The 22,338-nt window shown below is 61.3% G+C and carries 23 protein-coding genes and 1 pseudogene; 11 read left to right on the plus strand and 13 right to left on the minus strand.

Translation table 11 applies throughout. From position 1 onward, the window contains the following. Window positions 1-68 precede the first annotated feature (68 nt). From HPO_RS07970 to HPO_RS07985, 4 genes are all read right to left on the minus strand, one after another. Window positions 69-1,904, minus strand: coding sequence for an SLC13 family permease (locus HPO_RS07970; protein ID WP_035596792.1), 1,836 nt, complete (start codon window positions 1,902-1,904; stop codon window positions 69-71). 23 nt (window positions 1,905-1,927) lie between these two features. Then, window positions 1,928-2,362 (minus strand): hypothetical protein, encoded by a 435-nt coding sequence (locus HPO_RS07975; RefSeq protein ID WP_035596795.1) that lies wholly within the window; start codon window positions 2,360-2,362, stop codon window positions 1,928-1,930. Window positions 2,363-2,364: 2 nt separating this feature from the next. Beyond that, window positions 2,365-2,712, minus strand: a complete 348-nt coding sequence (locus HPO_RS07980; protein ID WP_035596796.1) for a hypothetical protein — start codon at window positions 2,710-2,712, stop codon at window positions 2,365-2,367. Between the two features lie 66 nt (window positions 2,713-2,778). Further along, the gene (locus tag HPO_RS07985) at window positions 2,779-3,567 is read right to left on the minus strand and encodes a response regulator (RefSeq protein WP_035596798.1); all 789 of its coding nucleotides are present in this window, start codon (window positions 3,565-3,567) and stop codon (window positions 2,779-2,781) included. Between the two features lie 210 nt (window positions 3,568-3,777). On the opposite strand from HPO_RS07985, the gene HPO_RS07990 reads away from it, so the two are divergent. The 3 genes from HPO_RS07990 (at window position 3,778) to HPO_RS08000 (ending at window position 6,256) form a co-directional block, all read left to right on the plus strand. Beyond that, entirely contained in the window at window positions 3,778-3,969 is a 192-nt protein-coding gene (locus tag HPO_RS07990) for a NepR family anti-sigma factor (protein WP_206742140.1), read from the plus strand. Next, window positions 3,966-4,571 carry a sigma-70 family RNA polymerase sigma factor gene (locus HPO_RS07995; RefSeq protein WP_035596803.1) on the plus strand — a complete coding sequence of 202 codons (606 nt, stop codon included), beginning with the start codon at window positions 3,966-3,968 and terminating at the stop codon, window positions 4,569-4,571. Before HPO_RS07990 ends, HPO_RS07995 begins: the two co-directional genes overlap by 4 nt. Before the next feature lie 68 nt (window positions 4,572-4,639). Next, window positions 4,640-6,256: a sensor histidine kinase gene (locus HPO_RS08000; protein ID WP_035596806.1), complete on the plus strand. Its 1,617-nt coding sequence runs from the start codon at window positions 4,640-4,642 to the stop codon at window positions 6,254-6,256. 85 nt (window positions 6,257-6,341) lie between these two features. Here the strand turns inward: HPO_RS08000 and HPO_RS19685 are convergent, their stop codons facing one another. Next, window positions 6,342-6,482, minus strand: coding sequence for an entericidin A/B family lipoprotein (locus HPO_RS19685; protein ID WP_051612434.1), 141 nt, complete (start codon window positions 6,480-6,482; stop codon window positions 6,342-6,344). Window positions 6,483-6,637: 155 nt separating this feature from the next. Between HPO_RS19685 and HPO_RS08005 the strand changes: the two genes are divergently transcribed. The 4 genes from HPO_RS08005 (at window position 6,638) to HPO_RS08020 (ending at window position 10,230) form a co-directional block, all read left to right on the plus strand. Further along, entirely contained in the window at window positions 6,638-7,483 is an 846-nt protein-coding gene (locus HPO_RS08005) for a diacylglycerol/lipid kinase family protein (protein ID WP_035596809.1), read from the plus strand. Further along, window positions 7,480-8,283, plus strand: coding sequence for a metallophosphoesterase family protein (locus HPO_RS08010; RefSeq protein ID WP_051612435.1), 804 nt, complete (start codon window positions 7,480-7,482; stop codon window positions 8,281-8,283). The genes HPO_RS08005 and HPO_RS08010 overlap by 4 nt, the downstream gene beginning before the upstream one ends. Window positions 8,284-8,302: 19 nt before the next feature. Beyond that, window positions 8,303-8,638 (plus strand): hypothetical protein, encoded by a 336-nt coding sequence (locus HPO_RS08015; RefSeq protein WP_157532734.1) that lies wholly within the window; start codon window positions 8,303-8,305, stop codon window positions 8,636-8,638. 179 nt (window positions 8,639-8,817) lie between these two features. Further along, the gene (locus tag HPO_RS08020; RefSeq protein ID WP_035596815.1) at window positions 8,818-10,230 is read left to right on the plus strand and encodes an aldehyde dehydrogenase family protein; all 1,413 of its coding nucleotides are present in this window, start codon (window positions 8,818-8,820) and stop codon (window positions 10,228-10,230) included. A gap of 209 nt (window positions 10,231-10,439) precedes the next feature. Here HPO_RS08020 and HPO_RS08025 read toward each other — a convergent pair whose 3' ends face one another. Further along, entirely contained in the window at window positions 10,440-11,717 is a 1,278-nt protein-coding gene (locus HPO_RS08025; RefSeq protein WP_035596817.1) for an adenosylmethionine--8-amino-7-oxononanoate transaminase, read from the minus strand. 108 nt (window positions 11,718-11,825) lie between these two features. Here HPO_RS08025 and HPO_RS08030 point away from each other — a divergent pair, with 108 nt between their 5' ends. The 4 genes and pseudogenes from HPO_RS08030 to HPO_RS19690 all read left to right on the plus strand — a co-directional run bounded on the left by HPO_RS08030 (window position 11,826) and on the right by HPO_RS19690 (window position 14,376). Beyond that, window positions 11,826-12,965, plus strand: a complete 1,140-nt coding sequence (locus HPO_RS08030) for an aminotransferase class I/II-fold pyridoxal phosphate-dependent enzyme (RefSeq protein ID WP_035596819.1) — start codon at window positions 11,826-11,828, stop codon at window positions 12,963-12,965. Beyond that, window positions 12,947-13,621: a dethiobiotin synthase gene (gene bioD, locus HPO_RS08035; protein ID WP_035596821.1), complete on the plus strand. Its 675-nt coding sequence runs from the start codon at window positions 12,947-12,949 to the stop codon at window positions 13,619-13,621. Before HPO_RS08030 ends, bioD begins: the two co-directional genes overlap by 19 nt. A gap of 182 nt (window positions 13,622-13,803) precedes the next feature. After that, a pseudogene (locus HPO_RS21210) lies at window positions 13,804-13,932 on the plus strand (helix-turn-helix domain-containing protein); the annotation flags it as partial. 36 nt (window positions 13,933-13,968) lie between these two features. After that, complete coding sequence (locus HPO_RS19690; RefSeq protein WP_241767882.1) at window positions 13,969-14,376, plus strand: hypothetical protein; 408 nt, start codon at window positions 13,969-13,971, stop codon at window positions 14,374-14,376. Here the strand turns inward: HPO_RS19690 and HPO_RS08045 are convergent. The 7 genes from HPO_RS08045 to HPO_RS08075 all read right to left on the minus strand — a co-directional run bounded on the left by HPO_RS08045 (window position 14,373) and on the right by HPO_RS08075 (window position 22,244). Next, entirely contained in the window at window positions 14,373-15,737 is a 1,365-nt protein-coding gene (locus tag HPO_RS08045; protein WP_035596823.1) for a M20 family metallopeptidase, read from the minus strand. The genes HPO_RS19690 and HPO_RS08045 overlap by 4 nt on opposite strands. 32 nt (window positions 15,738-15,769) lie before the next feature. After that, window positions 15,770-16,843: an LLM class flavin-dependent oxidoreductase gene (locus HPO_RS08050; RefSeq protein ID WP_035596826.1), complete on the minus strand. Its 1,074-nt coding sequence runs from the start codon at window positions 16,841-16,843 to the stop codon at window positions 15,770-15,772. Window positions 16,844-16,871: 28 nt separating this feature from the next. Further along, a complete protein-coding gene (locus HPO_RS08055; RefSeq protein WP_241767883.1) occupies window positions 16,872-18,248 on the minus strand; it encodes an MFS transporter in 1,377 nt (458 codons plus the stop codon). A gap of 165 nt (window positions 18,249-18,413) precedes the next feature. Further along, window positions 18,414-19,679, minus strand: coding sequence for an MFS transporter (locus HPO_RS08060; RefSeq protein WP_035596829.1), 1,266 nt, complete (start codon window positions 19,677-19,679; stop codon window positions 18,414-18,416). Continuing rightward, window positions 19,676-20,188, minus strand: a complete 513-nt coding sequence (locus HPO_RS08065; RefSeq protein WP_051612437.1) for a flavin reductase family protein — start codon at window positions 20,186-20,188, stop codon at window positions 19,676-19,678. The genes HPO_RS08060 and HPO_RS08065 overlap by 4 nt, the downstream gene beginning before the upstream one ends. A gap of 13 nt (window positions 20,189-20,201) precedes the next feature. Further along, window positions 20,202-21,575: a zinc-binding metallopeptidase family protein gene (locus HPO_RS08070; RefSeq protein WP_035596832.1), complete on the minus strand. Its 1,374-nt coding sequence runs from the start codon at window positions 21,573-21,575 to the stop codon at window positions 20,202-20,204. An 18-nt stretch (window positions 21,576-21,593) separates the two neighbouring features. Beyond that, the gene (locus HPO_RS08075; protein ID WP_035596835.1) at window positions 21,594-22,244 is read right to left on the minus strand and encodes a cysteine hydrolase family protein; all 651 of its coding nucleotides are present in this window, start codon (window positions 22,242-22,244) and stop codon (window positions 21,594-21,596) included. Window positions 22,245-22,338: the final 94 nt, after the last annotated feature.

Here is a 22,338-nt window from a genome sequence, read left to right on the forward strand (position 1 = left end):
CGGTCTGTGAAAAGGGAACGCGCTTGAGCTTCCGAGGTTCCGCAGCTTTCTTCATCATGGCACAGTCATTAGAGAGGCCATACCCATAGCAACATGGGCGTAGCGGCGCAGATCACCACGATTTCCATCGGCAGACCAAGGCGCCAGTAATCGCCAAAGCGGAAGCCGCCTGGCCCAAGAATGAGGGCATTGTTCTGGTGGCCGATGGGCGTGAGGAAGGCGCAGGATGCCCCCACCGCCACCGCCATGAGATAAGTGTCCGGATTAACCCCTAGCTGGGCAGCGGCGCCCAAGGCGATCGGGCACATCACAGCTGCAGTTGCGGCATTATTCATGAAATCCGAGAGCGTCATTGTAACGATCAGTAGAATGATCATCGTGTAGACCGGGTTGGCGCCGCCTGATGCGGTAATGAGGCCCTGGGCCAGAAGGTCGGCTGCGCCCGTGGTCGACATGGCACCTGCGACAGGAATGAGCGCGCCAAGCAGAACGATCACCGGCCAATCGATCGGTTCGTATAGCTTGCGTAGGGGCACGACCTTGAAAACGGCAACAGCCAGGACACCGGCCGCGAAGGTGATTGCCGCAGGCAGGAGCCCGAAGGCTGCGCCGGCAACGGCTAGCACCATAATGGCGGCGGCAAGGAATGCCTTGCGTGTGTTCGGGATCTTCAGCGGACGTTCGGCAAGAGGCACGCAGCCATAACGGTTTGCAAATTCAAGGATCGCGTCGGGGTTTCCCTGAACCAGCAATACGTCGCCAGAGCGGATGGGCGTAGAGTTCAGGCGCGCCATCGACTCCTTGCCGTCCCGCGAAAGCGCAATAAGGTTCACGCCAAACTCCCGCCGCAGTTCGATGAGCTTGATGGTAAGCCCGAGCAGCAGCGCGTTCGGGCGAACGGCAAGCTCCATCAGGATCACATCGCCCGATTGGAGGCGGCTTTCCTGCTGGGTCTCTTTCTCCTCCTTACCCGAATTTTCTGCGTTCTCCTTCTCTTCTCGCTTTTCTTCTTCGGCCTTCTCGATGGTGTCTAGGCTCAGGCCAAGCTTGGAGAGAGCGTCGCCGATGGCCTTGGGGTCGGCTTCGATCACCAGCACATCGCCGCTGCGCACCTCACGGTAGGGGCTGGGCGCTGATATGCGGCGGTCGTCCCGCAGGAGGCCCACGATCTGAGCATCGGTGGTGTCGAGCTGATATTCGATGTCACGCAGGGACTGGCCGATGATGGAAGAATCCTGCTTGATGCGCGCCTCGATTATATAAGGCGCGGTTTCAAAGCTGGTGAGATCGGCGCGCTCTCGCGCCGGAACGAGCCGCCAGCCGATCGCAATCAGCAGAAGGCCGCCCGCTGTAACAGCAAGACCAACCGGCGCAAAATCAAACATCGTGAACCCCGTGCTACCGGCCTCACCACTGAAACCGGCAACGATCAGGTTCGGCGGTGTGCCGGTAAGGGTGGTCATGCCGCCAAGAATAGAGGCGAAGGAGACCGGCATCAGGACGCGACCGGGCGCGACGCCCAGGCGTCCGGCAGTCTTGATGGCGATAGGCATCAGCAGCGCCAAGGCGCCGACATTGTTCATGAAGGCAGAAAGCCCGGCGGCGAGCGCCGAGAGGGCGATAATTGAGACTGTGCTGCCGGAACTGGAAGGCAAGACGCGCGCGGTTAATGTATCGACAACGCCTGTCGTCTGCAGCGCGAAACTCAGAATAAGGACGGATGCAACTGTGATGACCGCAGGATTTCCGAAGCCGGAAAAGGCATCGCCGGGCTGCACGAGCCCGGCGAGTATACACGCAATGAGCGCGCCGAGGGCGACCAAGTCATGTCGCCATCTGCCCCAGATGAAGAGCAGGGCAGTCATGGAAAGAATAGCAAAGATGCCCGCTTGCGGAAGTGTCATTTTGTGCCCCCAGATGTGTCCCGTCAGACCAGACGGGACAGCATACGATCCACTATTCCAGCGCTCGTATTCGGGGCGCGCGCCACAGCGTAGGCCGCAACGCCTACACCGAGCAATGTGAGAAGGGGGCGTTTCTCAACCATATTCCCGACCACATTAATGGACATACCCGTCAAGGTGTCGAGTGTATCATCGCGGATGTATGCCGCAGTGTTGACGGCTGCGGCGGTTACGCCTGCAAACTCTTCTTCCATGGGAATGGCCGGGCGTGTTGCTTTCCACATGGCAAAGGCCGCCCCAAGAATGAGAAGCCCGCCAACAACGGCGCCGGCCGATGCCAGCCCCATATAAGGCGCCAAGGCAACAACGCCGGCCCAAGTGAGTGCGCCAGCACCGGCGAGCCCGATAACGGACCCGCCGGCCATCATAATAGCGCGATGTTTGAGACTGGCAGCCATGTTTAGCGGCGAGACAGCAGCGCCAGAAGGATGCCTGCGCCAGCTGCGGCCCCAACGGCCATCAGCGGGCGTTCACGGATCGTGTCTTCCAGCCGGTGGCGGGCATCAACTGCCTTCTCGGCAACAGATTCTGCGCCGTGCTGTGCCTTGACAACCTTTTCACCAACGGCGCGACCAAGATGCTCCGTGAAATGATTAGCCGACGATTTGACGGCGGATACGAATGTCTCTGCAGCCTCCTGGGCAGCATGAAGATCATTACGGGCGGCTGCGGCCGCAGCCACTGCTTTTTTGTCATGACCGTTGGCGCGGCTGCGCGAACGGCGGCTTGAAGTTTGGGGGGTAGCCATCGCTTTCTCCTTTCAGTGTCCTCACAGGATCAACGAAGGAGAAAGCGATTAGTTCCGGGTCCGCCGTCAGTTTTGCGGTTCAGGCTGGGCGTGGAAAAAGAGGGCCTGGCTGATGGCCGCCTTCACTGTATCATCTTGGAACGGCTTGGTGATAAGGTAGGTGGGCTCAGGCCGTTCGCCAGTCAGAAGCCGCTCCGGGAAGGCTGTAATGAAGATAACTGGCAGGTCGAAATCAGTCAGAATATCCTGCACGGCATCGATGCCTGAAGAATTATCCGCCAACTGAACATCACAGAGGATGAGGCCAGGCTTCGCGCGGCGGGCGAGATCCACGGCTTGTTTACGAGTGGCGGCATTGCCAGCAAAAGTATGTCCCAGATCTTCGACCAGGTTGGCAAGGTCAGCTGCGATGATTGGCTCGTCCTCAATAATCAGAACCGAGGTCGACAGTTGCTGCTCGATCTCCTGATGGGCTGCATCGATCAACTGGTCCAGTTCGTCTGAGCTCTTGTTGAGAATTTCGCAGGCTTCTGGTCGGCTGAAACCTTCCAGAGTGGTCAGGAGGAAGGCCTGCCGTTGGATCGGAGCCAGCTTGCGCAGGCGCGCTTCCGGCGTGGAGCCGCCCGCCTTGCCCACCGTTTCCAGCCGGGCGCCGGTAGTTGACCAGATCGCGTGGAAAAAGCGATACAGCGTCACGCGAGGAGAGGAAGCCTCCTCCATCATGCCGGGGTCTTCGCTCAGGGCTTCCAGGCAGGCCCGGATATACGCGTCACCACTCTCCTGAGACCCTGTAAGGGCTCGCGCGTAGCGGCGGAGAAAAGGGAGATGGGGGCCGTATTGGGCGATCAGACTCATAATGGAACCTCTATGCTATCTGAGCGTTACAACGCATGGGATGCAGATTGGTTTCACGTGCTGAAGAATTAATTCACCAAGTACAGTGTGCCATGGAACCTATCCATGGTCGAGGCGTTTATGGCACGAATATGACCACTTCGCCCTTTTTGGTTTATCGGTCGGCGAGGGAATGGAATTTAAGGCTTGAAGATGAGTGAGTCCGGAAAAGTGAATAATAAAGACCCCGAGGGGCGGCGCGGCCAGCGCCGCCTTGGCAATCGCGCTATCGGGGAGCGTCTCCGTGAGATGTACGATGGCGTGGTGGGGGAGTCCGTTCCGGACGACTTCTTCAAACTGCTTGAGCAGGCTGAGGCGAAAGCTAAAGCGGGGGTAAAATCGCGACCTGATGGTGAAGCATGACCGCCACCCAGGCTCTGTCCCTTTCGGACTTCAAGGCAGCCCTCATGGAGGTTACGCCTCATCTGCGTGCCTTTGCGCGCAGCCTTTGCGGCGATCCAGTTCAAGCTGATGATCTTGTGCAGGATGCGCTGCTGAAGGCTTGGAATGCCCGCGAGAGCTACACGGAAAACACCAGTTTCAAAGCCTGGACGTTTACCATTCTGCGTAACTCCTTCTACTCGGAGAAGCGTCGCAGCTGGCGATCGACAGGGCTTGAGCCCGGTGTTGCCGAGGCGACGCTCATCGCGTCTGACAATCCCGACAAAGGGCTTGAGCTGGTTGCTCTGCGCAATGCGCTCGAGCATCTGCCCCAAGACCAGCGCGAAGCGATCATCCTGATCGGTGCCGGCGGCATGGCGTATGAGGAAGCCGCGGAAATCGTCGGTTGTGCCGTTGGAACGATCAAGAGCCGGGTGAGCCGCGCGCGGAAGGCCCTCGCCGAACTGCTTAACGCGGAAGACGGGGGGCCGGCCGGCACCAGCGGCTCCAACGTCACGTCGGGCGAAGCAGCGTTTAACGACATCATGGATCAGGTCGACGTGTTGAGCCGGCACAACGGATGACGCAAGCGGGTGGGGAAGGACGTGCCACGCGGAAACGCCTGAGCCTTCGGCTACAGGTGATTTCCGCCATGGCGGTCGTCCTCAGCCCCCTGTTGATCATGGGCGCGATGAACGCCTGGAGCGAACAGCAGTTTTCTCAGAGAATTCGGTTTCACGAGCTGCAACAGACCGCGCAGGATCGTTTCCGGCAGGTTGATACAATACTCGTGCGCACGCGCACGGCGCTGCGCATGATCACCGCAGAAAGCGCCGACTTTTCCTGTAGCGAGATTACTCATCGTATGGCGGTTCTGGATCTGCCGCTGCGCAACACGGTCCGATTTGATGCAGATGGCATCGTGACCTGCAGTGAGATTGGTGAAGGCGTGGTCGGAACGCCCATGTCGCAGCTGGAATGGAACGACCGGATGCGCAAGGGCGTCGAGGCCATCGAGACCAGTGGCCCGCGCAGCAGGGTTTTGGGCGATCCCTCCATCTTCATGCTGCGCCGTTTGAATGATCCCCAGGGAAATTTTGCGGGCTCCATCGGTCTCAGCATGTCACTTGTGGACATTGCTGCGCGGCTGGCTGAAGCAACCGAATCCAGCTCGGCAACCATCGCTCTGGTCGTTCCAGGCGGCGAGGTGATCGGCTCGAACATCATGGCCGGTGTGCCGATGGAATGGATCAGTGAAGGGGCTAGCCTCAACAGGCGGATACATCATCTTACCCCGGATCAGGGGCCGGCCATGGATATCGTGCTTCTGCCGTTGAGAACGGAGGGGCTGTGGCTGATGGTTGCATCGCCCTCGCCCCCGCAGCGCGTGGAGGGCACTCTCGCCTTCCTCGTGCCAATCCTTGCCTATCTGGCTGCGCTTCTCGCCGCCAGCTGGATTGCCGATGCCATGGTGCTGCGCTGGTTGGAGCGTATCCGCATCCGTATTCAGGATATGCGCAGCTCGGCGCGCTATATGCCGCTTACGCCTGAGCTTTCCCGCGCGCCGCGGGAAATGCAGCAGGTGGCCGAAGCCTTTGACGATCTCACCAGCCGCATAACCACTCATGAATCGGATATGCAGCGCGCACTCGTCCAGATGAAGGCAGCCTTCCGGGAGGTGCATCACAGGGTGAAGAACAATCTCCAGGTGATGCTCAGTATGCTGAAACTGCAGGGGCGGGGAGAGCCGCTACCGGAAACGCAGGCGGCCCTCAAGGTAGCGGCGCACAGGGTGGCCATGATGGCGGCGGTTCATCACACCCTGTTGAATGAAGGCAATCTGGATACGGTTGAAGCGCTCGATCTCTTCAATGCCATTTGCAATCAGGTAGACGAGCAGAAGGGCTGGGTTGAGGGCGGCCGCAGTATTATTCCAGATGTGTCTCCGGGGCCGCTGCCGGCGGATATGGCTGTGCCGCTGGGCATGTTCGTGCTTGAGGCCGTTGGGCTTCTATGCCCCGATGACGATGATGCTGATGTTGTGCTGCATTTTGACCGGGACAACGGCAATTGCCGGCTGAAGCTCACCTGTGGCCGTGATGGGACGGGAGGCGAGGGCGAGATAGACCGCGACACTAGCCTTTTCCTTTCGGCATTTGCCCGTCAGATCGGGGGCAGCGTGTCTGTGGAAAATGGATCGGAAACCGAGATCACCATCGAACTGGCGTTTTTCGTCAGTCACATGGCTCCTACCGAGCTCCCCAACTGATTAAAAATTTCATTCAAGTAATTGAAAAGGCGCGCCCCTTTCGAGGCGCGCCTTGCGGATCAATGGGAGGGGGGTATTGGTCCGCTTATTGAGAAAGCTCTTCCTGCGTGCCGCGAGCCGTGTCCTCGATGGCTTCACCGCCTGCCTGCACATCTTCGCCAACGCCTCTGACGGTATTGCAGGCCACCAGGAAAACAGTGGCCAGAGCGAGAAGGGGGATACTCATCGACTTTTTCATTTTGCATTCCTTTGTGAGCTGCAGATGTTGTCAAAACGCACGGCCGTGAGGTGAGTTCCCGAACCGATAAGTATTATTTCCGATTAATCCCGAACCGGAACATTCCAGTCATCCATGCGTTGAGTATGCGGGAGACCTGACAGATGAAACTCGGCATTGTCGTCAATGAAAAATCCGGCTCTGTTCCGGAAGATGGCCGCGAGCAGCTCGCGGCTTTCCTTGTGGAAGAGGGGCACGAGCCTATTCTGCCATTGGATATCGGCGCCGGACTCGAAGATCAGGTGGCAGGCCTTGTGGCAGCTGGTTCTGATGCTATCGCGGTGTGGGGCGGCGACGGAACAATCTGCGCAGTGCTCCAATCTGCGAATGGGGCTGTGCCCGTTCTGGTATTGCCGGGCGGCACAATGAACCTTCTGCCCAAGCGTCTTCACAATGACGAGCTTGATTGGAAGAAAATTGTTCACAGCGTTCTGGCAAATCCCAAGCCCGGCTGGATATCTGCCGGAGAGGTGGGTGGTCAGCGCTTCTATGTTGCGGCGCTGTTTGGTCAGTTGACGCATATTGGGGCTTCCCGCGAAGCGGTAAGGGATGGGGCAATCCTGGAAGCGGTCAGCATTCTGACGGATCGCGCCACGCTGGACATTGAAAGCAATATCCAGGTTGAAGTGGACCAGCCCGACATGGTGAGAGAATGCCCGGCGACCGCAGTGGCTGTTATTCCCGCCGAGCAGGAGGGCCTGGAGATCGCAGTCATCGCGCCGGACAATCATCTGGATCTCGCCGCATCTGCCATGGACGCCCTGGCGCGCGGGTGGCGGGAAAGCGCGCATTTCCATGCCGAAGGCGCGATGGCCATACGGATGCGACACACGGAGGGAAGGGCGATCCCTGCAACGATAGATGGCGAGCCCTGTGAGCCAGGAGACGTACTGGCAATTTCTTACATCCCGAAGGCGGCCTGCGTTCTGGTGGCTGGAGGTGAGGCATGAAGATCGCCCACTTTGCGGACCTGCATTTCGGCCGTGAAGACAAAGAAGCCCTGGGCGTTGCCGGTGATCTGGTTCGTGAGCTGGATGTGAATGCGATTGTCGTTTCGGGCGATCTGACCCAGCGCGGCAAGCGGGAAGAATTTGAGGCGGCGCAGGAATGGCTTTCCGGCTTCCGCGCGCCTATCCTGTGTGTACCGGGAAACCACGATACGCCGCTGCTTAATCTGCCTGCGCGCGCGTCGGATGCTTTTGGCCGGTATGACCGGTATTTCAGCGGCCGCGCCGGCCCGCTGGAGATTGACGGCGTTTCCATCCGGGGGCTGAATACATCCCGTGGGTGGCAGACGCGTATGAACTGGGCCGAGGGACGGGTAAATCTCGAGGATCTCGATGCAATGATTGCCAATTCGGATGCAGAAGGCCTGCATATGATTGTCTGCCACCATCCCTTTATCTCACCCGCCAAAGCCGGGCTTCAAACAGCGACCAAACGCGGAGAGGAAGCGAGCCGGCGGCTTGCCGCAAGCCCGGTGCAGATACTGTTGACGGGCCATGTGCATACGCCGCACGCCGAATTGATCCGGGAAGGGGAGGGCGGCTACATCGCCATCACTGCCGGCACATTGTCCACGCGGCTTCGGACGCAGCCGCCTGCCTTCAACATATTGGAGGTTCGGGACGATATTTTGACGCTGAACGTACAGACGTTTCAGGATGGGCACTTCCACGAAGGAACTCATGGAAGCTGGGATATCAAAACGCTGGAACCGATCAGTACACCGCGCGTTGTTGCCATATAGCCGTAAAAGGAGCGGAACAATGCGTAAAGCAGCACTTGGTATGAGCGTTGCCCTGTTTGCCGGCGTCGCGCTGGCCGCCTGCGGAAATGAGCCCGAGCCAATTGGCCCGATTGAGCCAGCTTTCGACCGGACGACTGAGTCCACCGACCCCGACATGACTGAACCTGCCGTTCCGGGCACAACTGTTCCCGACACAGAGGCAGTGCCGCCCGTCGGGTCTGAACCGGGAGAAATCCCGGAAGTCATGGAACCGGAACCGACCCCCGGGATTCCCGGTGGCGACACAACGACGGGAACCCTTGACCCGGCTGTGCCCGCCGAAGAACCGACTGACGAGTACGGCACGCCACAGTAAGGGGAGTCAGGCTTCAATAGCCGGCTTTTGTGATGGTGCCTGGCGCGGGAAGCTTGCTTCCCGCGCCGTTTCCGTTGGAGGCCTTCCCCAAGGAGAGCGTGATAGATTTGGTCTTCGGTTTTGATTTTGTCTGGCTTAGCGTGCGCCAATAAAGACACCAGAGCGAGGAAACGAACCAGATGTCCCAGACTTTCACGATGACGATCAATGGCAAGGCGGTTTCGGGCAGCGAGACCTTTGGCGTCGAGAATCCGGCCACAGGCGCTGTCTTCGCCCAGGCCCCTGACTGCACCGAAGCGCAGCTTGACGAAGCGGTGGCAGCCGCCCGCGCGGCGCTGCCGTCCTGGAAGGGAACTTCTATCGAGAAACGCCGCGAGGCGCTGCAGGCAATTGCCGGCATCATTGCGCAGAATGGCGAGGAGCTTGCGCGCCTGCTGACGCAGGAACAGGGCAAGCCGCATCCTGACGCCATGGGCGATGTTATGGGCGGCGCACACTGGCTGATGGAAACAACGAAGCTGGATATTCCCGAACATGTTTCGGAGGATTCGCCGGAGCGGCTGGCGGTGACGCGATATGGACCGATTGGCGTGGTGGCAGCGATCGTGCCGTGGAACTTTCCGATCATCCTGATGATGTTCAAGCTGGCCCCGGCCCTGCTGGCGGGGAACACCGTGGTGGTGAAGCCGGCGCCGACAACGCCGCTGACGACGCTGAAAATCGGCGAGCTGATCCGGGGCATCCTGCCGCCGGGCGTGGTCAACGTGATCTCCGGCTCAGACCGCCTTGGCCCCTGGCTGACGGCGCATAAGGACATCGACAAGGTGAGCTTCACCGGATCGACCGAAACCGGCAAGAAGGTGATGGCCAGCGCGGCGAAAGACCTGAAGAAGGTGACGCTGGAGCTGGGCGGCAATGACGCGGCGATCGTGATGCCGGATGTGGATGTCGAAAAGGTGGCGCAGGAGCTGTTCTGGGCGGCCTTCCGCAATGCCGGGCAGATCTGCATCGCCACCAAGCGGATGTATATCCACAAGGACGTATACGAACCACTGAAGGCCGCGATTGTCGAGCATGCCAAGACCGTGAAGGTGGGCGATGGCTCGGAGCAGGGCACGCAGATTGGGCCGGTGCAGAACAAGGCGCAGTATGAGCGGGTGCTGGAGCTGATTCAGGACGCCAAGGACCAGGGCTACAAATTCCTGATTGGCGGCAATGCCTCGACCGCGCCGGGATATTTCGTACCAGTGACAATCCTGGACAACCCGCCGGAAAATGCGCGGATCGTACAGGAAGAACAGTTCGGGCCGGTGCTGCCGTTGATGTCCTTTGACGACATTGATGAAGTGGTCGGGCGCGCGAATGCGACGGTTTATGGTCTGGGTGCCTCGATCTGGACCAAGGATCTCGTCCGGGCGCAGGCGCTGGCCGCGCAGCTTCAGGCCGGCACGGTCTGGATCAATGAGAGCCAGCATCTTTCCCCGCATGCGGCCTTTGGCGGGCACAAGCAGTCGGGCGTGGGCGTCGAAGGCGGGCAGGAGGGGCTACTGGAATTCTGCCAGGCGCAGACAGTGTTCATGCGCCGAGGCTGATGCGGCTGTCAGATGAACTGAAAACCCCTCCGGAGACGGAGGGGTTTTTTGTTTGGGGCAGCACAGGGGGGGGCTGGAACTCCCGGGCGGCGCTGCTGATCTCTGGTGAAGCTGTTCTCCCGGCCACGGGGCGGAAGCCGATTGTGCCGGGAAGTTTTTCTTGGGGTTTTGGAAACGCGCGGAGAGAAGGTCACCCCACCGGGGCTTGATCATCCAATGTCGGATATACCTGTTTTCGCGAACTTCAGGATGGCGCCTGTCAGACGGGACAGGTCGTCTTCGCCGATGGCGTAGGCGGGGGAGAGGTAGACTGTGCGGCCGAGGGGGCGGATGAAGGTGCCTTGATCGATGAACCATTTACGGGCCGCTTCCAGCGGGAAGGGCTCTGCCATTTCCACCGCCGCGACGGCGCCGAGGATGCGCACATCGGCGACGCTGTCGAGATCCCTGGCGGGGGCCAGCAGGTTGGTGAGCGAGGCTTCGAGTTTCTTGACACGCTTGATGAGGCTGCCATCGGCGAAGAGATCCAGCCCTGCATTGGCGACCGCGCAGGCGAGGGCGTGGCCGGTATAGGTGGGGCCGTGCATCAGGGCGTGGTCTGGATTGTCTGTATGGAAAGCCGAATAGACCTTTGAGGAAGCGATGGTGGCGGCGAGCGGGGTGATGCCGCCGGTGATGGCCTTGCCGAGGCACATGATGTCGGGCGTGACGCCGGCTCGGTTTGCCGCGAACATTTCGCCGGTGCGGCCGAAGCCGGTGAAAATCTCGTCGAAGATCAGCAGTACGCCGGCCTGGTCACAGAGGCGGCGGAGGGTTTTTAGCACCTGGGGGCTGTGCATCCGCATGCCGCCTGCACCCTGGATCAGCGGCTCGATCAGGATGGCGGCGATTTTCTTGTCGGTGGCGAGTAGGGTTTCGAGGGCGCGGATCTGGTCGCGCGTTTCGGGCAGGGCGACGACATATTGTTCCTGCAGGGCGCCGCGGAACATGTGGTGCATGCCTTCATCGGGATCGCAGACCGACATCGTGGCCAGCGTGTCGCCATGATAACCGCCGAGGAAGGAGACGAATTTGGTGCGTGAGGCACCGGCGGTGTTGCGGAAATACTGGATGGCGATCTTCATGGCGACTTCGACGGCGACGGAGCCGGATTCGGTGAAGAAGACGCGGGAGAGTTCGCCCGGCGTGAGGGCGGCAAGGCGGCTGGCAAGACGGTAGGCCGGCTCATGCGCGAGGCCGCCGAGCATGATGTGGGGCATCTTTTCCATCTGGGCGCGGGCAGCGTTCAGAAGCTCGGCGCGGTTATAGCCGTGAACGCTGGTCCACCAGCTGCCGACGCCATCGACGAGTTCGCGGCCATCGGCGAGGTAAAGCCGGGCGCCTTCCGTTCGGGAAATTGCAACCGGGGCGGGTAGGGTGCGCATCTGGGCGTAGGGCAGCCAGATATGTTCCAGCCCCTCGGTGAACCAGTCTTTCGGGTCTGCCATCTTCAGCGCTCCTAAAGGGTCCGTTGCTGCGGGTATTCGCCCCTTGGCAGGGCCCGCGTGCATCCCCTAGGACAGGCGCGGCAGAACGGCCAGAGGATTGTAGGCGCGATGACATCTTTTGAACGGCTGAATGCCTATGCGGAGCAGAAGCTGGCCCAGCTGGAGGCCAGCGGACAACGCCGGAGCCTCACGGAAACAGCGCGCGAAGCGGGCGGACGGGCCGTGCGGGCCGGGAGCCATGTGATTTCTTTCTGCGACAATGACTACCTCTCCCTCTCCCACGATCCGCGCGTGATGCAGGCCGCCGCCGATGCGGCGCTGAAATTTGGCGCGGGCAGCGGCGGGTCGCGGCTGATTACCGGGAATCACCCGCTCAACAGCGCGCTGGAGGCGCGGCTGGCGGCGCTGAAGGGCACCGAAGGGGCGCGCGTGTTCGGATCAGGCTTTCTGGCCAATCTGGGGACCATTCCGGCGCTGGTGGGCAAAGGGGACACCATCGTCATGGATGAGCTGGCCCATGCCTGCATGCATGGCGGGGCGCGGCTTTCGGGCGCGGAGATGCGCCTCTTCCGGCATAATGACGTGGCCGATGCGGCGCGCCTTCTGGAAGGGGCGCCGGGGCAGGCGCTGCTGCTGACCGAAACGGTGTTTTCGATGGATGGGGATGTGGCGCCCTTATCTGAGCTTGGCGTGCTGGCAGAGCGCACCGGCGCCTGGCTGATGACCGATGACGCGCATGGGCTGGGCATCACGAAACAGGACAATCCGGCGCAGATCCAGATGGGCACGCTGTCAAAGGCGGTGGGCGGGTATGGCGGCTATGTCTGCGGGCCTGCCGCGCTGATGGAGCTGCTGACCAGCCGGGCGCGCAGCTTTGTGTATACCACTGGTCTGCCGCCTTCGGTGCTGGCAGCGGCCATCGCCTCTCTGGACATCATCCAGGCAGAACCCGAGCGGACGGCGAAGGCGCGTAGACACGCCGCGCTGTTCTGCGAGCTTATGGGGCTGCCCGTGCCTTCGAGCGTGATCGTGCCGATCATCATTGGGCCGGAGGCAGAAGCCATGCGGGTGTCTGGTGCTCTGCTGGAGCGGGGGTACCTAGTGACGGCCATACGCCCGCCGACCGTGCCGGCGGGCACGGCGCGACTCAGGGTAACCTTTGCGTCGGGGCATGAGGAAGCCGACATTCGGGCGTTTGCCGGGGCGCTAAAAGACATCATGGAGCAGGCATGCGCGGTTACTTTGTAACAGCCACCGGCACCGATATCGGCAAGACATATATCAGTGCGCGGCTCATTGAGGTTTGGCGGAGCAGAGGTTTTGTCACCCAAGCGACAAAACCTTTGATGAGCGGCTTTGCCGAAGACGCGCTGGAACAGTCCGATGCCGGACGATTGCTGTTGGCAATGGGCCAAGTGGTGACGCCCGCATCCGTTTCCGAGATCTGCCTGCACCGGCTGGCGCCGCCCTTGGCGCCGAACGTGGCCATGCGGCAGGCGGGAATAGTGCAGAATTACAATGAAATCCGTAGCTTCGTAGAGCGCCGGCTGGCTGTGGGCGCGGATGTGCATCTGGTGGAGGGGGCCGGCGGGGTGATGTCGCCCCTGACAGATGAGACGCTGCAAATCGACCTGATGGCCGACCTGCAACTGAAAGTTATTCTTGTTACAGCACCCTATCTTGGCTCCATCAGCCATACGCTGACGGCAATTGATGCGCTGCAGGCACGCGGTCTGGAGATCGCCGCACTGGTGGTTTCGCAACCCTTCGTTTCCGGAGGGCAACCCGGCGCTTTCATCGAGGAGGTGTGCCGGTTCAGAACACTGCCGATGGTGGGAATTCCCCATGGGCAAGACGCAAAATCACTGGATCTGTTGCTAATGCAACAGGATGCGGGAATTTGACGTCGCTTTTCGTTTGAGCTTTCGTTCTTCGTGCATATAGTATTACGTAGATTCCCTGAGTGACCAAGCTGGTTGCCCGGATCACTTGGAGTGAAATCCAACACTCATCCGGAGATCATCCGATGGCGGACCAAATGCCTGAGAGGCGCGAACGAAGAACCCAGAAAGACCGCAGCGAGAGCATGCAGCGGCGGGTTTTGGACGCAACGCTAAGATGCATAGGAGAGCAGGGGTATATCGGAGTTTCCCTACAGGACATTGCTGATGCGGCGGGGGTTTCGAGGGGGGCAATTACCCATCACTATGCCAGCAAAATCGAGCTGACCTCATCCGCGATCCAACACTTCGTGCAATGGCGGTACGAAAAGGTCTACGGCGCCTTTGAGGGCAAGACGGACCTTGATCTTCGCGCCCGTCTCGACATTCTATGGGGTGAGTTTCAGGAGATTTTTCCCATCACCTTCGAGCTGATCGTGGCGCTGCGGTCGGACAAGGAATTGCTGGCGCTATACAAACGGTCTTCGAAAACGCGGATCGAGGAAATCGTTACAGGGTATGATGATTTCTTTCCGGAGCTTTCCGGCATGAAGGTGCCCGGCGTATTGATCGCCGTGATGGCAGCCTTCTATCGCGGCGCCTATATCGAAATGGTTTCCAGGGAACCGGGCTATATCGACGAGATGAAGCAGGTGTTCCAGGACATGCTGATGAAGTATCTGGGGCTGGACGATCCGCCGCCTGGCCCGGCGGCCTAATCGAAGGGATTGTCACCATAGACGGTCTTGCCGGCGCGCCGATATACATCGCCGGTGGCACGGCCGCAGATGGACAGGGCAGTGAGGGCGTACATCAGCGTGCATTTGAAGAAATCGTCAGGAGACGGACGCCAGCGGACCGGACCAAAGGTAATCGCGGGCACGCGGTGCATATTGAAGACGTTATGGTCGCGCCACATGCTGGAATAGACCGGTTTGGCAATTTCGACGGGCTGGTTGAGGACAGCCTGGACGGCGCCATCGACACCGGCAATGAGCGGCGCGACTTCGATGTCGTCGGCTTCATAACCATGGCTGACATTGACGGGTTCGACCTCGAATTCGATGCTTGGCAGGGATCGCATGACCGCTTCCAGCTCATGCAGGACCTGGGCGGCTTTCTGTTTCGGGGTGAGGTCGCAGCTGACATAGATTGCGGCGACTTCGGTGCCGCCGCTATGGGGGAAACCGGCCTGGACGCAGCTGATTGTCGCCTTCGGGATGGAGGTGCCGCCCTTGGCGCGGTAGATGTTGTTTGTTTCGTAGTCGAGCGACCAGGCGTGTAGCGCCTCGATGACCGGGCCAAGCTTGTAGATGGAGCTGGGATGGTCGGCAGTGGCCTTGGGCGCGTTAAGGAGGGGCCGGAAGATCGACTGGCCATATAGGCGGATGCGGAACATGGCGCCGCCACAGCCGAGCCAGGTGACGCCAAAATCGGTGCCTTCGGCGGCGATTGCGAAATCAGGCGCGACGCCGCCGTGATGGAACATGTAATGCGCGCCGATTTCCTTGCCCATACGGTCGATGCCGCCATGCTCCTCGATGGGTTCGGGGCCGCATTCGCCGGGGCAGGCGGTGAGATACATGCGGCCGGCGAGTTCGTACCCGGCTTTTTTCAACGCCTTGGCGGCCATCAGCATGCAGGACATCGGTCCGCGATCATTGGCGACGGCATAGCCATAGAACTTGCCATCTTCGAGCCAGCATTCGCGCCACTCGCGGTTTTTCGCGCTTTCGGGGCGGCGCGTCTTGGCGAGAATGACGGGATCGGCAGGCTCGCTCTCGGTATCGAGATGGGCCGTGAACAGAAGGTTTTTGCCAGGGCCATTGCCGCCATAGCTGCCGATGACATTCTGGCGGTGCGGCACGGCGCCCACGCTGAGCGGGCGGAAGCCCTCGCGCTCCATCCAGTCATGGACAAAGGCCGAGGCTTCCGCTTCGCCGGTTGACGGGCTGTAGATGTTCGACAGGTCGAGGATGAGTTTCGTCAGTTCTTCGATGTCGATGGCATCGGCAATGGCTTTTACATCTTCCGGGTCGATCCCGGCGCCAAGCGCCATGTCCAGCAATCCGTCAGCCATGGGGTTTCCCTCTCCCTTGTTCTGTTATCTGATTATGCGGGTTCGTGGCTTGTGGCCGGGAAGCGCTGACGCAGTTTCGGCAGGATGCCACCGAACATTTCCAGGCCTGTCTTGTAGTCTGGGAAGATCAGCATCACGCCGTCAAGGTCGCAGGTCTCGATATAGTGCTCGATCTTCTCGCGGCAGGTTTCCGGAGAGCCGGCGACCGTGTGGTTCTGGCTGGCGCCCATTTTGCGGGCGGCGGCGGCAAGGCTGTCTGGCGCCAGGCCCCAGCTTTTCATCTGGGCCATGATGGCGCCGAGATCCTTGCCATCCTCGAAGCGTTGCAGCATCGCTTCGGCCTTGGCGTCGCTGTCGTCATGGATGACGGTGCACATGGAGCAGACGCGGATGGTCTTGCCCTTCTCGGCGGCGATTTCGCGGGCGCGCTTGCTGAAGCCCCGGCGTTCCTCAATGCTGCGCCCGCCGATGAAGCAGGCATCGGCATGAGTGGTGGAGAAGTCAAACCCGCGATCGGACTGGCCGGCGGCGATCAGATCCGGGCGCGGCTTTGACAGCGGCTTGGGATCGGACTGGCAATCTTCCATGTCGAAGAAGCGGCCCTTGAAGGTGACGTTGGGTTCGCTCCAGAGGCGTTTGATGATGGTGATCCATTCTTCCGTGAGCTGATAACGGTCTCCATGGGTGAGGGTGTCGTCCCAGGCGCCCATCTGGGAGAACTCTTCGCGGTAAGCCCCGGCGACGATGTTGAGGCCCGCGCGGCCATTGGAGATATGGTCCAGCGTGGTGACCATCTTGGCGACAACGCCGGGATTGGAAAGCAGGGCGTGCATGGTGGCCCACACCTTCACATTCTTTGTCACCTCGGCGAGGCCCGCCATCATGGTCATTGATTCCATCGAGGTGGCCCAATGGTTCGTTTCGCCGCCGAAGCCCCGGAACTTTGACATCGACATGATGAAATCCAGGCCGATGCGGTCTGCAATGATCGCGGCTTCGCGGTTGGTCTGGTAAAGGCCATCCAGCCGGGGCGCGTTCTTCGAGATGATCCAGCCGCCATTGGCGATGGGCAGGAAGACACCGAACAGTTTGTGATTGGGCAACATGGTTTTGGAGCTCCACGTATTGGTTTTTTCAGGCGGTTCTTTCGGCGATGGCCGGAGTATCGAGGGCAGGGCTGGCGCCGGTGGTTTCAGGTGTTTCGCCGCGCTTCGGAGCACGCATCATCACCACGGCCACCCAGACGATGGCGGCCACGGCAGAGAGGATGAGGAACATCAGGATGAAGTTGCCCGTCAGATCACGGATGACGCCGCCAATCGTCGGCCCGAGGGCGGACGCAGCGCCAACGAGGCACATGGAGGAGAAAAGCTCCAGATTATGCCGCTGGCCGAAATAGTTCATCATCAGCACGGTGCAGGAGAGGGCGGTGAGGCCAAAGCCGATGCCGGTGCCGATTGCGTAGATCAGCAGGATGGAGTGGGAGTTTGACGTGGCGAGGACCGCGCATCCGATGGAGGTGGCGGCGAGCGACACGATCATCAGATAACGCGGGTCAACCCGTTCGCCGAGGAAGCCGCCGCCGATGCGCGTGAGCACCGCGATGAAGGCTTCCAGGCTCAGCATAGCGCCGGCGGTTTCATTCGAGACGCCGCGTTCGACGAGATGGCCGACCGAGAGGCTGGTGACCGTAACCAGGGCCATCAGGTTTGCGAAATAGGCAGCCACGAGGATCATGTATTGCGGGGTGCGCATCGCTTCCTTCACGCCCCAGTCAACCGGGGTGACGTAGACGCGGGAAGGCTTTGCGGCAGCAGCTGTTTCGCAGGTGGTGCCAGGGGTGGGGGCAGACTCGATCTTTGTCTCGATGGCGGGCTCTGTCAGTTCGCGCTCCGCAGGCTGAGCAAAGCGTTTGTCGAGGCCGATGATGAGCGCGCCGGCGATGCCCGTGGCGAGGAGGAGGAGGGACTGGTAGACCCAGTAATCGCGCCAGACCTGGCCTTCCACCGAAAGCACGGCCATCACCATCCACGGGCCGAAGACGTTTCCAAAGCCGCCGATAGTAAAATAGAGGCCGAGGGCGGTGGAGCGGTTCTTGAAGTGGCGGCTGATGACGAAGGTGGACGGAATGGTGCCAAGCATCTGGTAGGCGACGCCGCAGATGGCTGCGGCGATGAAATATTGCAGCAGGCTGTTGACGGAACTCATCATGTAGAGACCGAGCGCCATGAGCAGGGCGCCGCAGATCAGCGCGAGCCGGACTCCGAACTTGCGGATCAGCAGGGTGGGCAGGAGGGAGGAGCCGCCGCAGGCGGCGCCCAGGATGGTGAAGCCGAGGCCGGCCTGGGACCAGCTCCACTCAAGCTCTGACACCATATGAGGCAGGACGATGCCCAGGGAGGAGAAGGTGGCGGCGCTGATCAGCAGGTCCAGCGTGCTGAGTGTGGCCAGATGGCCCCCTGCCAGAGGAGACACGGAGCGGACGGATTTGAAGATTCCGGAAGTCAGCATCTGTCTCTCTCTTGCTCTTCAATTCTTTGTAGCGGGGGCTGCGTTGCAGATCGCGGGCCAGCAGATCAAAATCTGACATTTCAGACAAAATGTTAGAAACTGCGTCAGATATGGTTCAGGTTGCCTATCAATTGACCATTGGGCGGGCATGGCGGGATTTCCGGATCAGGCAGCGCCCGGCCGGGCGCCGGGGCTGCGGGTGAAGAGGAAGATGGCAGCGCCTGTGAGCAGCGCGGCAACGAGGCCGGAGAGGGCAAGCGGCAGGCGGTATCCCATCCCGTCCAGCACTGCGCCGGTGGCCAGTGCGCCAAGCGCCGGGGCGCCGCGCATCAGGGCGCCCCAAAGGCTGAGCACGCGGCCGGAGACAGCTTCGTCCGTATCCAGAACCATCACGAGCTGGGAGGTGGCCGCGCTGATGCACATGAAGAAGCCGAGGATGGTGGCCGCCAGCGTGGCCGAGAGGATGCCCGGCGTGGCCGAAAAGGCGACAAGGGAGAGGCAGGCGGCAAGCGATGACCAGAAGAACATCATGGCGGGCCGGGCGGGAGCATTCAGCGTGACGATGACGGCGCCGACAACCGCCCCGGCGCCGACGCCCATGATGAGGTAGGAATAATCCTGCACATTGCCGCCAAATAGCCGGTCTGCGAAGGCGGGCATCAGTTCGTAAACCGGGCGGACGAGGAAGGCGGTGGCCGCGAAGATCAGCAGTACGGGCGTGACAACGCTGTGGCTCGAGGCGGCATTCAGGCCGGTCCAGAGCTGGCGGAGGAAGGGTTCGCGCGGGGCGGGCGCGGCGCTGGCGGCGTGCAGCTTCCGCAGGCTGAGAACAGTCGCGATCATCACGAGGGAGACGGCGGCATTGATCCAGAAGATCGAGGCGGGGCCGGGCCAGATGACCAGCGGACCAGCAAGCGCCGGGCCGAGGAAACGGGTGACGTTGACGGAGATGGCGGTCATCGACATGCCGGTCGGCAGGCAGTCGCGCGGGGTGGCATCGCGCAGCAGCAGGGTGCGTGCCGATTCCTGGAGGGCAGCGGCGATGCCACCCGCCGCCGTGAGCGCCATCAGCAGCAGCGGCGCGGAGAGGCCGAGGAAAACAACGAGTCCCGTGGCGACGGAGATGAGCAGCGCCGCCGTCTGGCAAACAAGAACGATCCGCTTGCGGTTCATCCGGTCTGCCAGCACCCCGCCGAGCGGGCCGAAGAACAGGCCGGGCAGCAGCTCTGCGCTGGCCAGCAGCCCGAGCCAGGTGGTGGAGCCTGTAAGTTCCCACATGATCCAGCCAAGCGCGATGCGCTGCATCCACTGGCTGGCCATCATGGCCGTGGAGGCGAGGAACAGGCTGCGATAGGCCGTGTCGGCCATGACGCGGATGAGGGCGGCTGTGCCGGTGAGGTGGGGGCCGCCGGCTTTTTCAGGAGGGCTCATGAGCGCCCTTCGGGAACGGGTTCACGAGGATCAAGGCACCAGATGTTGCCGCGGTGATAGGCAAGCGGCGCGGCAGCCTTATTGGAGCCGAGCTGCAACACGCGGCCGACGACGATTTCGTGATCGCCGCCCTCATGGATGGCGTGAACGCGGCAATCGAACCAGGCGACCGACTCCGTCAGCACCGGCGCGCCGGTGGTAGCGGGGGCGTGGGCGACTCCCTGAAAGCGATCTTCCGCGCTCTTGGAGGAGAAGCGGCGGACGACATCCATATGCGGTTTGGAAAGGATGTTGACGGCGAAGAAGCCGGCGCTGCGGATTGCTTCGAGCGAACGGCTCGACCGGTCGAGACAGACAAGCAGCAGGGGCGGGGATTGCGAGACGGCGGAGAAGGCATTGACGGCGGTGCCGGCGATCTGGTCACCACTGAGCGTGGTGACGACGGTGACGCCGGTGAGGAAGCCGCCCATGGCTTCGCGCCAGAGGCCTGCATCGATGGGATGGGTCATGTGCCGTCTCCTCTCAGCCGAACGGGTTGTCGCCATAGACCGGCTTGGTGCGCTTTGTCATGGCCTCGCTGCTGGCCTTACCGCAAAGGGCGAGAGCGGTGAGGGCATAGATCAGCGCGCTTTTGGCCAGATCGTCCGGGGTCGGACGCCAGCGTTTGAAGCCGGTGGTGATGGCGGGCACACGGTTCATGTTGAAGACGTTATGGTCTCGCCACATGCTGGAATAGACAGGCGCGGCGCGCTCGACCGGCTTTCCCAGCGTGAGGCGCGTGGCGGCATCGACTGCGCTGACCAGCGGGGCAACCTTTCCGGCATCGGCCTCAAAGCCATGACGGACGACGACGGGCTCCACATCAAACTCGCCGATCCCTGCTCCGCGCAGAAATTTTTCGAGGTTGCGATGAACTGCGCCAATTTCCTGATTGGGAGCGAGTCCAACTTCCAGATAGAGGGCGCAGACCTCCGTGCCCGCACCAAAGGCATGAGGCACGCCGCCGCGCACGGCAGATATCTGCGCTTTGGGATAGGCGGAGCCGCCGGGCGTGTCGTAGCGGCTTTCGGCTTCGAATTTCAGGCTCCAGTCCAGGATCGGCTGGATGGCGGCGCCCATACGGTAGATGGGGTTTGGGTGCTGGGCGGCCAGTTTGGGTGAGTTGAGGAGGGGTGTGAAGACGGCCTCGCCATAGAGGCGTATACGGAAGACAGCATATCCGCAGCCGACCCAGGTGAGCCCATAGTCGCAGCCCTCGGCAGCGATGGCGTAATCTGGCGAAACGCCGCCATGATTGAAGACGTAGTGCGTCCCGATGTCCTTGCCCATGAAATCTATGCCGCGGGCTTCTTCGATGGGCTCGGGCCCGATTTCGCCGGGGGAGGCGGTGAGGTAGAGGCGGCCGGCAAGATCAAAGCCGCATTGCTTCAACGCCTTGGCGGCGAAGAGGAAACAGGTCATGGGCCCCCGATCATTGGCGATGGGGAAGCCGTGGAAGGCGCCGTCCTCCAGCCAGCATTCGTTCCATTCGCGCACTTCGAGGGTTTCCGGGCGGAATTTGTAGGCGTCTTCGTCCGGGTTCCAGGTGGGACTTTCGGTGTCGAGGTGAGCCGTATAGAGAAGGCTTTTGCCATCGCCCTTGCCGCCATAGGTGGCGATGATGTTCGGGCGCTCAGGCGTGGCGCCGACCTTGCGCGGGCGAAAGCCCTCTTTGGCCAGCCACTGATAGACATATTCGGCGGCCTGGGCTTCGCCCCGCGCGGGGCTGGGAATGTTTCCCAGCTCCAGAGCAACCTTTGTCATCTCTTCCTTGTCGATGGCGGCGGCGAGCGCGGCGGCGTCCTCTTCCGTGACGGTATAGTTCGCCTCGGGCAAATTCTTGAACACGTTACTCATTGGGATACTTTCTTGTTTCTATTCAACCCAGGCGGCGCAAATTTCGTCTGTGGAGACCAGCGTGGCGCAGTTGAGCGCCAGTGATTGCAACGCGCTTTCATGGATGCCGGGATCATAGGCCGCGCAGGCGTCGGTTGGCACATAAACCAGATAATCGAGATGGAAGGCATCGCGGACAGTGCAATCGACGCAGCATTCAGTGGTCAGTCCACAGACGATCAGCGTGTCGATGCCGCGCGCACGCAATGCGGCGTCAAGGCTGGTGCCGAAGAAGCCGCTATAGCGCAATTTCCAGATGATGGTTTCATCCGCTTGCGGGGTCGGGCCGACAAAGGCGGAGCCCGGCTCTCCGGCGCGGCAGATGGCGCCGCCCCGGTCTTCGCCATCGCGCCGGCGGCGCCATTCGCCCCAGACGGGCGAGTCGGTGGCGGGCGTGGTGGCAAGGCCCACAAAGATCACGGGCGTGCCTGCGGCGCGGGCGGCGTCAACCAGCCGCGTGGCCGTGGCCACGGCGGGAGCGGCGACGCTCATATCCAGCCCGGCTTGGCCCAGCACGCCTTCCGGTGAGGCAAAATCGACCTGGATATCGACCACGATGACCGCGGCCCGCTCGGGCGCGACCCAGCCGGCGAGGGTATCAGGATAGGCGGGTTTCGGCTTCACAGGCATTCCTCATTGCAGACACTCCCTTTCGTTCTCCTCTGCCGAGTACCGGTCCTGCAAGCCCAGCGGGAGGGCATGGGGAAGGCAGCAGGACCGGTCC

This window comes from Hyphomonas polymorpha PS728 (genome assembly GCF_000685315.1).
Lineage (GTDB): Bacteria > Pseudomonadota > Alphaproteobacteria > Caulobacterales > Hyphomonadaceae > Hyphomonas > Hyphomonas polymorpha.